Raw genomic sequence first — 13574 nt, forward strand, 5'->3', positions numbered from 1 at the left:
GTCCGGCCGGTGCCGCCGGGCGAGGGGCCGGAGCCACCACGACGCACTCGGCGGACGCGCACTATCGCGAGAAGCGGTTGACGCGATACATCGCGTCGCACATACTGCTGTGCGACGGCCGCGCCCCGCGCCGATCCGTGCGTGCCGTCTTGTTCCGGAATATCGTGCTTTTTTCGTAGAGCTCCGCGCTCCACACTCTGGGAGTCCATCCATGCCGGGTGCCATTTACGCCGAGGGGCTGGTGAAGACCTTCGGCGACGTGAAGGCTCTGGACGGCGTCGATCTCGACGTCCCCGAATCCACCGTGCTCGGCCTGCTGGGCCCCAACGGCGCGGGCAAGACCACCACGGTGCGGGTGCTCACCACGCTGCTGCGGCCCGACGCGGGCACGGCCCGGGTCGCGGGCATCGACGTGCTGAAGAACCCGACGGCGGTCCGCCGCTCCATCGGCCTGTCCGGCCAGTTCGCCGCCGTGGATGAGTATCTGACCGGCCGTGAGAACCTCCAGATGGTCGGCCGGCTCTACCAGATGTCCGCGCGGGACGCGAAGAAGCGGGCGGACGAGCTGCTGGAGCGCTTCAACCTCGCGGAAGCCGCCGACCGCACCGCCAAGACGTACTCCGGCGGTATGCGGCGCCGCCTCGACCTGGCCGCCGCCCTCGTCGTCAGCCCTCCCGTGATGTTCATGGACGAGCCGACCACGGGCCTCGACCCCCGCAACCGGCAGCAGTTGTGGGAGGTCATCGAGGAACTGGTGGCGGGCGGTACGACGCTGCTGCTGACCACGCAGTATCTGGAGGAGGCCGACCGGCTGGCGCACGACATCGCCGTGGTGGACCACGGCACGGTCATCGCCCGCGGCACCTCCGACCAGCTCAAGGCGCAGACGGGCGGCGAGCGCATCGAGGTCGTCGTCCACGAGCGCGCGGACCTGCCCGCGGCCCGCGAGATCCTGGAGAACCACGGCCTGCGCGGCACCGCGCACGAGGGCTGCACCGTCGAGGAGCACACCCGCAAACTGACCGTCCCGGTCACCGGCGGCGCCAAACTGCTGGCCGAGGTCATCCGGGAGCTGGACACCCGCGGCATCGAGATCGACGACATCGGCCTGCGCCGCCCCACCCTCGACGATGTCTTCATCTCGCTGACCGGACACGCCGCCGAGAGCGCACCACAGGAGCAGGAGTCACAGGACGAGCGCCCCGCCCGGCGCGCGTCCCAGCGCAAGGAGGCCGGCAAGTGACCGCCACCGCCCACGCCGCGCCGTCCGGCACCGCCCCCAAGGGGCGCGGCGGCATCGTCCAGTCCGTCACCGACTCGCTGGTCATGGCCAAGCGCAACCTGATCCGGATGGTGCGCATCCCCGAGGTCGTCATCTTCGGGCTCATCCAGCCGATCATGTTCGTGGTGCTGTTCAGCTACGTCTTCGGCGGCTCCATCCAGATCCCCGGTTCCGGCACCAGCGCCCAGGACTACCGCGAGTTCCTGATGGCTGGCATCTTCGCCCAGACCGTCACCTTCGCCACGGCCGGTGCGGGCGCCGGTATAGCGGAGGACATGCACAGGGGCCTCATCGACCGGTTCCGCTCACTGCCCATGGCACGCGGCGCCGTACTGACCGGCCGCACCCTGGCCGATCTGGTGCAGACGGCGCTGACCCTGGTGGTGCTCGCGATCGTCGCCGCCCTGGTCGGATGGCGGGCACACGACGGTGTCCTCAACGCCCTGGCCGGTTTCGGGCTGCTGTTGCTGCTGGGCTACGCCTTCACCTGGATCGGCGCGCTGATCGGCCTCTCGGTACGCACACCGGAGGCCGCCACCTCGGGCGGGCTGGTGTGGCTGTTCCCGCTGACGTTCATCTCGGTGGCGTTCGTGCCCTCGCAGAACATGCCCGCCTTCCTCCAGCACCTGGCCGAATGGAACCCGTTCAGCGCCACCGTCGTGGCCGCCCGCGAACTGTTCGGCAACCTGCCGCCGCACTACCCGGTGCCGGACGCCTGGCCGATGCAGCACCCGGTATGGGCGTCGCTGCTCTGGTCCGTCGTCATCATCGCCGTCTTCCGCACCCTGGCGGTCCACAAGTACCGCAGCACGGCCCGCTGATCCCCCGGTAAGAGGTCGGCACGAAGTCCTGCCCGCACGCACGGAACACGGCATGCGGGCAGGACTCACCGCCCGGTCACCCCGCCGAAGACGGCCAGCTCACCGTCTGACCGCCCTCCGCCGACACACCGACGGTGAAGGAGCCCAACGCCGGCGCCCCGTCGCGCCCCCACCTGAGCAGAGCGTCTTCGATCCGCCGCCACAGCGGCTCCGGCCCGCCTTCCCGCACGATCCACCGGCCCTTCTCGTTGCGCAGCCCGGCCCAGGACTCCCCGTGGACATCCAGCAGCACGTCCATGTCACCGTCGCCGTCCATCAGGCTGAAGCGCTGTGCTCCGGGGACGGCGAGCTGGGCGACGAAACGCGCGGTCCAGTCGGTCAGCGCATCGCCGGGCACCGTGCACTCCCTCTCCGTACCTTCTCGGGCGAAGTCCGGGAGGACGCCGAGAGGTGGTGGTGTGTGGGGCCGCGCCAGCATGAAGGAGACTTCTCCGCCGAGAAGGCGCCCCGCGGCTGTGCCGTCCTCGTGCACGGTGAGACATGCCAGCTCCGAGGCGTACAGCCAACCGCCGACGGTGGCGAGGATCCGACCACCAGGCTTGACCTGCTCCAGCCATGCGACGGGGATGCGCAAGACCCCGCACGTGGCGATCAGCCGATCGTAGGGGGCCCCCTCGCGGTGTCCCTGGAGGCCGTCACCAATGACCATGCGGGGGTGATGCCCGATGCGGCCGAGTGCTGCCCGAGCGCGACCGGACACAGCCGGGTCCACTTCGACTGACGTCACCAGCTCGTCGCCGAGCCGGTGGCTCAACAGGCCCGTGGAGTATCCGGTACCGCTGCCGATCTCCAGGACTCGCATCCCGTCCTCGACGCCCAGTTCCTCCAGCATCCGGACGACGAGGCCCGGCATGGTGCTGGAACTGGTCGGCTGCCGGAAGATGCGCCCCTCGATGTCACGCGGCACGATCCCCCCGGCGATCTGCGTGACCAGCGACGCGTTCGCGTAGCAAGCCGGCAACCACGTCGGATCGTCGGGCAGAACAGGCTCCCACCCGGTCACGTGGCCTTCGTCCGTGCGCCGGAAGAACCCGTCGCGCAGGAACTCGTGCCGGGGAACGTCGAGAACGGCCCGGCGCCACTCGGGCGACCGCAGATCGCCACTGGCCGCGATGTGATCGGCCAGCGCTTCAGCAAGACTCCTGTCGGTACTCATCCCGGGTATCGCTCCAAGAGATCAGCCATGGCCGCGACCATGGGCAACCCGGTGGCCGGCTCCAGCCATGCCCACTGGCCTGACGGGTTGCATTCGAGAAACCACCACACACCGTGCCGGTCGAGGGCGAAGTCGAAAGCACCGAAGGCCAGCCCGAAGTATGCGAGGTAGCGCCGCAGCGCCGTGCGCACCTCGTCGGGCGGCTCGACCACGCTGTACGACAGCCTCTCGTAGTCCGTCCGCCAGTCCAGGAGACCGGAGTCGATCCGGACGCTGAAGACTTTGTCCCCGATGACCGTCACCCGCACATCGGCGACCTTGCCCACCTTCTGCTGAACAGATGGGCGGTACCGGCCAACCGTTCGTCGAGCTGGTCCGCGGTGACTTCCTCGACCTTGACCGTGCACGAGACTCCGTCCACCCGGTACAGCGGCGTGGAGAGCGGCTTGTAAATGGCGGGGCCGTGTTCCTCGACGAAGCTCTTCGCGGCAACCGGGTCGGATGTGATCAAAGTGGGGGGAACCCGGAAGCCCGACGCGACCGCCGCCGCCAGGCCCGAAGGCTTGAACTCGGCGTCCCCGATGCGGTGGGGGTGGTTGACGTAGAGACAGCCGGGCAGCGCTGCGAGGACCCCTCCGAGCCCGTAGCGGGCCTGCGTCACCGCGAACCGCGCGTCCTGCTCGTCCAGGTGCGGGAAGGCGAATCCGGAAGGCCGCCGGTAGTACAGGGAACGGACATGGGACAGATCCGCGGTACGGGTCGGTGTGACCAGCGTTCCGCCGACTCCTTCTTCGGTGATCTTTGCCGCGACCGACAAGGTGGCGGGAAAGTCCCCGGAGTCGAGCCGCACGACCGGAACGCCCCGGCCGTGCAGCTCACTGATCACCAAGTCGGCCGTCGGGTCGTCAACCATGGTGACGACCAGCACCGGGCCGGTGTAGCTCACTGGTCGTTGTCGTTCCCCGTGTCCTGGTCGCCCCCGCCACTGCCGCCCCCGCCGCTGGGGTTCCCGGTGTTGGTCGCCGGATTGGTGCCGGTGCTGGTGCCGTGCCCGGGCATCTCCATGACATGTCCGCCGGCGTCGAAGTAGCGGGCTGTCTGTGTCACGCCGTCGATCTCGGCCCGCGCGTAGAAGGGGGCGAGGGCCGGGTACGGCGCCATCCTCTGGACACCCCACGGAACAGTCGTGGGCCACCCCTGGGGCAGGGGCGAACTGGTCGGAAGTCGATCCGAGTGGTTGAACACCTTGTCCTCCGTCATGGAATCGTCGGAACAGAACGGCCCCCGCTGCCCTTGCGGATCAGCCGGGAGAGACCACCGGCGGCGTCGGACGAGCACCGCCGTGAAAGAGCGCTGAACGAAAGAGGCAAGGAAAAGAACCTCAGAGGTGACACGGCTTCACAGCAGAGCCCCCGGCGGCTGTCCCCCGGACAGCTCCGCCCACACCGTCTTGCCCCACCTGCCTTGGTCAACGCCCCACCGAACCGCCGCCTCCGCAACCAGGTGAAGGCCACGGCCCGAAGTCGCGCAACGTTCGAAGGGCTTCAGGAGCGGCATTTGCGCGGAGGTGTCGGAGACACCGATCCGGACGCGGCGAGGTCCGACCCGGATGATGCCCACCCGCACGGTCGTACTCTCCGTATGTTTCACAGCGTTGGCCACCAACTCGGAGACCACCAAGCACGCTGTTCCGCTCAAAGAATCGAGCTGCCACGCGGCCAGGACCACTTCCACCAGGCGACGAGCGCGCCGCGCGGACTGCGCCTCGCAGCGCAGACTTTGGCTGTAGCCGGGCACTCCCACCGCGGGGGGTCGGGTCATGGGCGTGATCACAAGGTCTTCCCTCCCTTGATTCCGAGCCGGTGGGGAGATCCCGGTTCACGGCACAGGGCCCCACCTGCCGCCGAGAGTTCCGACGGCGAGGAAAAGTCTGTGGGGACCCCGTTGCCAGCGGGAGGTTTCGAGGGGGTTTCTCCTCCGTCCTGCGGTCGTTGAGCTGCGCGACGGGTAGGCTCGAAAACGCCCTTCAGGGACCGAGGAGCAGCAGTGCCGCATGAGATGCCACTAGCCCATCCGCTGACCTACGTCAGAGAATCCCTGCTCCAGATGGGGGTTCGGCGTTTCGCCGACCACCTATGCCGGCACGGGAAGAAGCTCGGACACAACCTCGCCACGAATCGCACCACCGTCTGGAAATGGGAGACCTGGGGGCAAGTCCCTGACAGGGCTGCCCAGGCAGTCATCGCTGACATGTTGGGAATTCCTCCGGAATATGCCAGGCCGGACACGTGGCCCCTCTGGCTGCCGGTCTGGGAAGTCACCGGTATCCACCAGCCATGGACTCAGGCCGGTACCGTGGAAGTGCTGAGCGATCTCGTGAGGGGTGGACATATGGACCGGCGAGGCTTCCTCACCATCACAGGAGCATCTTTGAGTGCGCTGGCCGTGAGTTGGGCCGAAGCGCCGGCCGCCTTCGCCTCCGCGGCGGAGGGTGACAGGGTGACGGACCGGATGCTCACCAGCCTTGAGCAACGCGTCACTTCCCTGCGCGACCTCGACGCCGAAGCAGGGGGAGCGAAGCTGCTGGAGCACGCCCGCAGCGACCTGGCTCTGATCACGACAATGATCAAAAGTGCCCGCTGCACCGAAACGGTGCGCGCTCGTCTCCATTCCCTGGCCGCCGAAGTCGCGCACCTCACGGGATGGATGGCATACGACTCCGGACTCCACTCGGTCGGGCAGCAGTATTACGTCGCCGCTCTGCGCTCCGCCCGTACGGCCGGGGACGAGAACCTGGGCGCCTTCGTCCTCGCGGAGATGGGCGTCCACGCCTCCGACGGGGGTCACAACCGCGAGCGCGCCACACTGCTGGAAACAGCTTTGGAGAGGCGCACCGGGTCTTTGTCGGCGCTCTCACGGACGTACCTGTACCTCCATCTGGCGGCGGCGAAGGCACAGCTGAAGGATCACCGGGGCGCTTCGGTGGCCCTCCAGCGCTCTCTCGGGCTGTGGGACCGCGTGGAGAAGGAACGCCCCGCGTGGCTCGGGTGGTTCGGCGAATCGCAGATCGACTCGACCCGCGGCAAGGTTGCCCTCTGGGCAGGACGTCCCGCCGAAGCGACCCGCTACCTGGTCTCCTCGGTGACCGCCTCCGCACCCCGGGACCGAGCCGTCCGTGCCGGCCGCCTCGCGGAGGCACGACTGACGGGCCACGACCTCGACGGTGCGCTCGACGCGGCGACTCACGGTGTGAAGCTGCTCGAAGGGGGGGTGTCATCAGGCCGGGCGGTCGACCGTCTGAAGGAGTTCTCCGGACGGCTCAAGCGGTACGACACCCCCGCAGTACGGGACTTCCAGGACCGCCTCCGCGCCCTGCCGGTTGTCGAGGCGGCCTGACGGAACGCCCATGCGGGCACTGCCGATTACGGCATCGAGACGCATTGACGCGGTGCCCCCGGCCCCGCTCTCGGATGCGAGGAAGTCACACCGAGGGCGCGCGGCGTGCCGCGCGAGAACAGCGCGCACACATGACACCGGAGGGACACATCCCATGGCGGACAACACCCCGCAGGAGCAGGCGAAGGGCACAGCAGGGTTTCTGCTGGAGATGGGGATGCTGAAGCGTGCCAAGCGCAGCGGCTGGTGGATCGCCGGGGTGAAGGACCCCGAGACGATCGCCGAGCACTCGTTCCGTGTGGGGCTCATCGGCTCCGTGCTCGCCATGATGGAAGGCGCCGATCCCGCGAAGACGGCTCTTCTCGGGCTCTGGCACGACACCCAGGAGACCCGCGTCGGCGACATCCCGCACATCGGCCGGCGCTATCTCGAAGCGGCCGGCAACGAGAAGGTCACCGCGGACCAGGTGTCGGCGGCGCACCCGGCGGTGCGGGCCGGGGCGCAGCGGATCGTGGCGGAGTACGAGAACGGGGACTCCCTCGAAGTCGTCTGCGCGCACGACGCCGACAAGCTGGAGTGCCTGGTCCAGGCTGTGGAATACCGCGAACAGGGCTGCTCGAACGTCCAGCCGTGGATCGACAGCAGCCTCTCGAAGCTCAAGACGGCCTCCGCCAAGGCCCTCGCCGAGGCCGCGCTGAGCATGACCTCGATCGAGTGGCAGCAGACCTACCTCCGCTGAGCCCGGCCTCGCGCAGTGCCCGTACGCACGCGAAAGTGCCTGTCCGGGCGGGCCCCACTGCCGTTCGGTGCGCGACGCCATGAAAGGACGCCCCGTGACCCCCGTGCCCGCGGCCGTAGAACTGCGCCGCTTCCGGGACATCGCGCCCGTCTGGGACACGCTGATCAGTGTCTACGCGGAAGTGCGGGCCGACCGGCTTCATGATCCGCACTACTCCGTCGAGCGGTACGGCGAACGCTTGGCCCGTCATGCGGCCGAGCCGGGGTGGGAGGCCGTCGTCGGGTACGACGGCGACGAGGCGGTGGGCTATGCGTACGGCAACAGCATCGAGCACGGCGACCGTTACTGGCGGCGGATCACCACACCGTTGCCGGAGACACTGACCCGGACGCCGACGCTGGTGCTCAAAGAGATCATGGTGCGGGTCCCCTGGCGCAAGACGGGGGCGTCGCGGAGCATCCACGACACGCTTCTCACGGGCGGGCCGAGGAACAGGTGACCCTGATGGTCAACCCCTCGGCCGGTGACGGAAAGGTGCACCGCCTGTACGAGGGGTGGGGCTACCGGGACCTCGGCGACAGCAGGCCCTCGCCCGACTCGCCCCTGCTGCGGGCCATGATCCGGCCGCGTCTGCCCTCGGCCTGAGCCTGCCTGCTCGCTCGGTGACGGTCTGGCCGATCACACCTCTGCCACAGCCCGTGGCGGACAGCGGGCGGGGCCCCGTCCCCGATGTGCGAACGGCGGACGGCCCGCGCTGGGCGCGCGGGCCGTCCGCCGTCGTCGTGTCCGGTACCTGCCGTGCTCAGCCCTGGTAGGGCTTCGCGGCCAGGATGCGGACGGAGGCCATCTTGCCGTTGGGCAGCTCGTACTGGGCGTCCTCGCCGACCTTCTTGCCGTTCACGCCGGTGCCCAGCGGGGACTGCGGAGAGTAGGTCTCGATGTCCGCGCTCGCGTACTCGCGGGAGGCGAGGAGGAAGGTGATGGTGTCGTCCTCGTCGCCGTCGAAGGCGATGGTCACCACCATGCCCGGCTCCACCACGCCGTCGTCCGCCGGCGCCTCACCGACCTTCGCGTTCTCCAGGAGCTGCTGAAGCTGACGGATCCGCAGCTCCTGCTTGCCCTGCTCCTCCTTGGCCGCGTGGTACCCGCCGTTCTCGCGGAGGTCGCCCTCCTCGCGAGCCGCCTCGATCTTCTTGGCGATCTCGGTACGTGCAGGACCCGACAGGTATTCCAGCTCGGCCTTGAGCTGGGAATACGCCTCCTGGGTCAGCCAGGTGACGTTGTCGCTGGTCTGGGTCACAGGTGCTCCTCGTCGGTACTGGGATGTCAGCTGATGCAGCAATCGCCCTACCAGAAAGGGTGCGCCTTCACTGGTGGGCGAAACCACGAGCTTAACAATTCCGGCTGAAAAGGGAAGAAGGCCGAAGCTCCGTCCCAGGTCAGGACGGGCTCCGCAGCGGGCCCGCAGCCGGGCAGGGGCCGGTGCCGCCGCTTCCGTCAGTGGTGGGCGGGCCCTGGTCCAGGGGCTGTGACGTGGCGGTCACGTTGCGCGGGCGGGCGGCCTGCCGGGCCCGTCGGCCGCCCGGGCCTCGCCATCCGCACGGGTCTCGCCATCCGCCCGGGTCTCGCCACCCGGCACCCCGCCGCCGCGCGGCGGCGGACAACACCGTTCGGCGCCGCCCGCCGGCGGCGTCACTTCTGCTGGCAGCCGACCAGTTCTCCGCTGGTGGCGCGGGCGGTCGTCCGGATGGTGATCACTTCGTCGATGCGGGAGCTGCCCGCGTCGAAGTTCGCGGACTTGCGGCCCACCTCGCCGCCGTCCTCCGCGCGGGCACGCAGCGTGCACACGCCCTCGACGCCGGCGTCCTTGCGCACTTCGAGGTGCACCTGCACGGCGTTGTCGGAGACAACCTTGTATTTGATCAGTTCGCCGCTGACGTCCTGGCCGGCGATGTAGGAGACGCCGATCCAGCCGATCAGCGCCAGCATCAGGACACCCAGCACACCGCCGGTGATCTTCAGGCGGCGGTCGGTTCGGGCGTCGGAGCGGCCCCCCGCGCCCCCGGTGCGGCCGGTGGTACGCCCGTAACGCCCCTCGGGGACCTTGTGAGCCAGGTCGGCCATGGCGCGTTCCTCTCGACGGGCCCAGGTACGGCAGGTGGACCGGGAATACAACAGGGTGCCGGTTCGGTCACTATAGAAGCCGCCCGCAAGACCGCCGAAGGCGGGCCAAGGGCAGGACCCGCCGCAATTCACCGCAATCGCCGAGCGGGCCGATGACAGGGCCGAGGGCCGCTTTGACCAACGAGGATTGAGTTGTGACTGAGCAACTGCGACTGATGGCCGTGCACGCGCACCCGGACGACGAGTCGAGCAAGGGCGCGGCCACCATGGCCAAGTACGTCGACGAGGGGGTGGACGTGCTGGTCGCGACGTGCACCGGGGGCGAGCGTGGCTCCATCCTCAACCCGAAGCTCCAGGGCGACACCTACGTCGAGGAGCACATCCACGAGGTGCGCAAGAAGGAGATGGACGAGGCCCGCCAGATCCTGGGCGTCAAGCAGGCGTGGCTGGGCTTCGTCGACTCGGGCCTGCCCGAGGGCGACCCGCTGCCGCCGCTGCCGGAGGGCTGCTTCGCGCTCCAGGACGTGGACGAGGCCGCCGGTGCGCTGGTGCGGCTGATCCGTGAGTTCCGTCCGCAGGTGATCACCACCTACGACGAGAACGGCGGCTATCCGCACCCCGACCACATCATGACCCACAAGATCACGATGGTCGCCTTCGAGCACGCGGCGGACACGGACAAGTACCCGGAGGCGGAGTTCGGGCCGGCCTGGCAGCCGCTGAAGGTGTACTACAACCAGGGCTTCAACCGGCAGCGCACCCTCGCCATGCACAACGCCATGATCGAGCGCGGCCTGGAGTCGCCGTACACGGAGTGGCTGGAGCGCTGGGAGAACATGAAGGTCAAGGAGCGCGAGCTCACCACCTTCGTGCCCTGCGGCGACTACTTCGAGATCCGTGACAAGGCACTGATCGCGCACGCCACGCAGATCGACCCGGACGGCGGCTGGTTCCGCGTCCCGATGGAGATCCAGAAGGAGGTCTGGCCCACGGAGGAGTACGAGCTGGCGAAGTCGCTCGTGGAGACCTCCCTCCCCGAGGACGATCTGTTCGCGGGGATCCGCGAGAATTGACGGTATGAGCCCGACGCAGACAACGCTCGCCCAGGTCCTTCCGCTGGCCGCCAAGGACCTGGACGAGAACAAGGTGACTCCCGGCGTACTCGGTTTCGTCGTCTTCGCGGTGATCGGCCTGGCCGTGTGGATGCTGATGAAGTCGATGAACAAGCACATGAAGCGGGTCGATTTCACGGAGCAGCCGCTCCCGGACGGCGCGGCGGCCGGCCCGGCCGGGAACAGCGGCGGCGCCGTGCGTGCTGACAGGAGTGGCAGCCCGAAGAAGGGCTCCACGGCCGAGGCGGCCGGCTCCGGCTCCGCCGCCAAGCCGAAGGGCTGACGTCCGCGTCGGCCCCGCCCCCGTCCCCTCCGACGCCCGTCTGGAGATCGTCATGCTGTTCGGCAGGTTCAAGGACCGCATTCCCGCCCCGGAGGAGGCCCTCAAGGGCCGCGAGGAGCCGCAGTACGCGGTGCCCGAGCGTCACACGGTGCTCGGCACGCCGCTGCTGGGTCCGTATCCGGAGGGTCTGGAGATCGTCGACTTCGGGATGGGCTGTTTCTGGGGCGCCGAGCGTGTCTTCTGGAAGACGGAGGGTGTCTTCACGACGCTCGTCGGCTACCAGGGCGGCTCGACGCCCCACCCGACGTACGAGGAGGTCTGCTCGGGCCTCACGGGCCACGCCGAGGTCGTCCGTGTCGTGTACGACCCGGCGAAGGTCTCCTACGAGACCCTTCTGCGGCGCTTCTGGGAGTCCCACGACCCCACGCAGGGCTTCCGGCAGGGCAACGACATGGGCACCCAGTACCGCTCGGCGGTCTACACCCACTCCTCCGCGCAGGCGGCTGCCGCCGAGGCGTCGCGTGCGGCCTACCAGCAGGTGCTGACGGCTTCGGGGCACGGTGAGATCACCACGGAGATCCTGCCGGCCGCGGACCGTCCCTTCTACCCGGCCGAGGGCTACCACCAGCAGTACCTCGACAAGAACCCCGCGGGTTACTGCGGCATCGGCGGTACCGGTGTGGCCTGCCCGGTGGGTATCGCATCCGCCGGGGACTGACGAGCCGGGGAGCGTGACCCGGCGAGTCACGCGGTGAGCGCCTGTGGCACAGGGAGCACAGGGAGGCGGCCGAGCGGTCTTGCCGACCCGGCCGCCTTTTCCATGCCCGCAGGACTTTTCCGCGTCGCGGACAACGTTTTTCGGTCGGCGGCATCCGGCTCGGCCGCCGTCCGCGTTCCGGCGGCGGCGATTCGCGTCCGTACACGGCCCGGGGTGCTGTGACCCGCGGTAACACCTTTCGCGATTCACCCCGGTGCGAAGGGTGCGGCGTAAACGCGCCGGCCGGGCGCGGCGGCCCGGAAGCACGGCATGGCGGCCTATAACGGAAATTATTTTCCGCTCAGTGGACTGATTCGCATCTGCCCGTGCCGGAAGCAGCGGCGCTATAACGCCGCAATGACCTCTCCTCACACACCCCCACGCCCCCCACGCCGCCGCCCCGCGAGAATCCGCCGCAGGAGCCTGCTCACCGGGCTCGGCGGCGCCTCCCTGGCCGCCGGAGCCACCCTCACCGCCCCGAGCGCGTCCGCCCGGCCGTCGGCCCCTCTGACGGCCGCCCCGCCCGGCGAGGAGGCCCGCACACCGCGCACCACGCTGCTGCGTGGCGCCGCCCTGCTCCTCACCATGGACCCGGGCCGGGGAAGCGGACCGCTGGGCGCCCTGGAGAACGCGGACCTCCTGCTGCGGGACGGGAGGATCGCACAGGTCGGCCACCGGCTGCGGGCCCCCGCCGGCGCCCGCGTACGGGACATGGCGGGGAAGCTGGTGCTGCCCGGGTTCGTGGACATCCACAACCACCTGTGGCAGTCCAGCATCCGGGGCGGCTGCTCCGACCAGGACCTCGACGGCTGGCTCACGTCCTGCAACCGCGCGACGCTGCCGAAGATCGGCGCGGCGGACATGTACCGCTTCGTTCACCTCTCCGCGCTCGACGCCCTGCGGACGGGCGTCACCACGGTGGTCGACTGGGTGCACGCCGTCCCGTACGGGACGAGCGAGCGGTACGTACGGGCACTGGACGACGCGGGCCTGCGCTTCGTCTACGCCATGGCCACGGCCCCGGGCGAGGAAGGGCTGGTGCGCAAGGTGCACGAGAGACTGCTGGCCCCGCTGCCGCTGGCCTCGGCGCAGGTCGCGGTGCACGCCGGGATGGCGGGCCTCGACGCGCTGCGGGCCTCCTGGAAGGTGGCCCGGGAGCTGGGGCCGATGCTCAACTCACACGTGCTGGAGCACCGTACGGACCGTGCGGCGGGCCAGATCCGCTCGCTGCGCGAGGCCGGCGCGTTCGGTCCGCGGCTGCTGATGAACCACGCGATCCACCTCAGCCGCGCGGAGATCGCGCTGACCGGCGACCACGGGGTGCGGGTGGCGCACTGCCCGCTCAGCAACATGCGCCTCGCCTCGGGCGTGATGCCGCTGCCGCGGCTGTGGAAGCGGGGCGTCACCGCCGGTCTCGGCCACGACGGCGGCACCAACGACACCTCCGACATGTTCGCCCTCATGAAGGCCGCCGTCGGTCTCCAGCGGGCCGTCCACGAGGACGCCGAGGTCCACCCCACCCTCCCCGAGGTCCTGCGCATGGCCACCCTCGGCGGCGCCGAGGCCATCGGCATGGACGGCCTGGTCGGCTCCCTCACCCCCGGCAAACGCGCCGACGTCCTCGTCCTGGACCCCGGCACCCTCAACTTCGCACCCCGCATCGACTGGATCAGCCAGATCGTCCTCAACGGCCAGCCCGCGAACGTCACCGACATCTACGTGGACGGACGGCTGCGCAAGACCGGCGGCGCCCTGGTCGGCGTCGACGAACGGGAAGTCGTCCGCCAGGCGGAGCAGGCGGCGGCCCGCCTTCCGTCCGCCGCCTGACCCGCCCCGCGCGACAG

At 69.5% G+C, this 13574-nt stretch carries 13 protein-coding genes and 2 pseudogenes; 9 read left to right on the forward strand and 6 right to left on the reverse strand.

Annotated elements, in window-relative coordinates:
* The first annotated feature begins 211 nt into the window (after positions 1 to 211).
* Both IO40_RS0123925 and IO40_RS0123930 read left to right on the forward strand, forming a co-directional pair.
* Positions 212 to 1243, forward strand: coding sequence for a daunorubicin resistance protein DrrA family ABC transporter ATP-binding protein (locus IO40_RS0123925; protein ID WP_016469438.1), 1032 nt, complete (start codon positions 212 to 214; stop codon positions 1241 to 1243).
* Complete coding sequence (locus IO40_RS0123930) at positions 1240 to 2103, forward strand: ABC transporter permease (RefSeq protein WP_016469437.1); 864 nt, start codon at positions 1240 to 1242, stop codon at positions 2101 to 2103. Before IO40_RS0123925 ends, IO40_RS0123930 begins: the two co-directional genes overlap by 4 nt.
* A gap of 76 nt (positions 2104 to 2179) precedes the next feature.
* On the opposite strand, the gene tgmC is transcribed toward IO40_RS0123930, so the two are convergent.
* The 4 genes and pseudogenes from tgmC to IO40_RS39695 form a co-directional block, all read right to left on the reverse strand.
* Complete coding sequence (gene tgmC / locus IO40_RS0123935) at positions 2180 to 3319, reverse strand: ATP-grasp peptide maturase system methyltransferase (protein ID WP_016469436.1); 1140 nt, start codon at positions 3317 to 3319, stop codon at positions 2180 to 2182.
* A pseudogene (gene tgmB, locus IO40_RS34005) lies at positions 3316 to 4232 on the reverse strand (ATP-grasp ribosomal peptide maturase). The gene tgmC and the pseudogene tgmB overlap by 4 nt, the downstream one beginning before the upstream one ends.
* Positions 4233 to 4261: 29 nt before the next feature.
* Positions 4262 to 4564: a putative ATP-grasp-modified RiPP gene (gene tgmA, locus IO40_RS0123945; protein WP_031176101.1), complete on the reverse strand. Its 303-nt coding sequence runs from the start codon at positions 4562 to 4564 to the stop codon at positions 4262 to 4264.
* Positions 4565 to 4717: 153 nt separating this feature from the next.
* Entirely contained in the window at positions 4718 to 5140 is a 423-nt protein-coding gene (locus tag IO40_RS39695; protein WP_041968700.1) for an ATP-binding protein, read from the reverse strand.
* 237 nt (positions 5141 to 5377) lie between these two features.
* Between IO40_RS39695 and IO40_RS0123955 the strand changes: the two genes are divergently transcribed.
* From IO40_RS0123955 to IO40_RS0123965, 3 genes and pseudogenes are all read left to right on the forward strand, one after another.
* Complete coding sequence (locus IO40_RS0123955; protein ID WP_033229604.1) at positions 5378 to 6715, forward strand: NsdA family TPR-like regulatory protein; 1338 nt, start codon at positions 5378 to 5380, stop codon at positions 6713 to 6715.
* Between the two features lie 154 nt (positions 6716 to 6869).
* Positions 6870 to 7454, forward strand: a complete 585-nt coding sequence (locus IO40_RS0123960; RefSeq protein ID WP_030409110.1) for an HD domain-containing protein — start codon at positions 6870 to 6872, stop codon at positions 7452 to 7454.
* A gap of 79 nt (positions 7455 to 7533) precedes the next feature.
* A pseudogene (locus IO40_RS0123965) lies at positions 7534 to 8099 on the forward strand (GNAT family N-acetyltransferase).
* Positions 8100 to 8256: 157 nt separating this feature from the next.
* Here the strand turns inward: IO40_RS0123965 and greA are convergent.
* Entirely contained in the window at positions 8257 to 8754 is a 498-nt protein-coding gene (greA, locus tag IO40_RS0123975) for a transcription elongation factor GreA (RefSeq protein ID WP_016469427.1), read from the reverse strand.
* A 392-nt stretch (positions 8755 to 9146) separates the two neighbouring features.
* A complete protein-coding gene (locus IO40_RS0123980; RefSeq protein ID WP_031176103.1) occupies positions 9147 to 9578 on the reverse strand; it encodes a DUF4307 domain-containing protein in 432 nt (143 codons plus the stop codon).
* 194 nt (positions 9579 to 9772) lie between these two features.
* Here IO40_RS0123980 and mca point away from each other — a divergent pair, with 194 nt between their 5' ends.
* The 4 genes from mca to IO40_RS34010 all read left to right on the forward strand — a co-directional run bounded on the left by mca (position 9773) and on the right by IO40_RS34010 (position 13557).
* A complete protein-coding gene (mca, locus tag IO40_RS0123985) occupies positions 9773 to 10651 on the forward strand; it encodes a mycothiol conjugate amidase Mca (protein ID WP_030409112.1) in 879 nt (292 codons plus the stop codon).
* A 4-nt stretch (positions 10652 to 10655) separates the two neighbouring features.
* Complete coding sequence (locus tag IO40_RS0123990; protein ID WP_016469424.1) at positions 10656 to 10973, forward strand: hypothetical protein; 318 nt, start codon at positions 10656 to 10658, stop codon at positions 10971 to 10973.
* A 52-nt stretch (positions 10974 to 11025) separates the two neighbouring features.
* Positions 11026 to 11691 (forward strand): peptide-methionine (S)-S-oxide reductase MsrA, encoded by a 666-nt coding sequence (gene msrA / locus IO40_RS0123995; RefSeq protein WP_016469423.1) that lies wholly within the window; start codon positions 11026 to 11028, stop codon positions 11689 to 11691.
* 396 nt (positions 11692 to 12087) lie between these two features.
* Positions 12088 to 13557: an amidohydrolase family protein gene (locus tag IO40_RS34010; RefSeq protein ID WP_234336569.1), complete on the forward strand. Its 1470-nt coding sequence runs from the start codon at positions 12088 to 12090 to the stop codon at positions 13555 to 13557.
* Positions 13558 to 13574 lie beyond the last annotated feature (17 nt).

Origin of the sequence: Streptomyces albus subsp. albus (genome assembly GCF_000725885.1) — a bacterium.
GTDB classification, from domain to species: domain Bacteria; phylum Actinomycetota; class Actinomycetes; order Streptomycetales; family Streptomycetaceae; genus Streptomyces; species Streptomyces albus.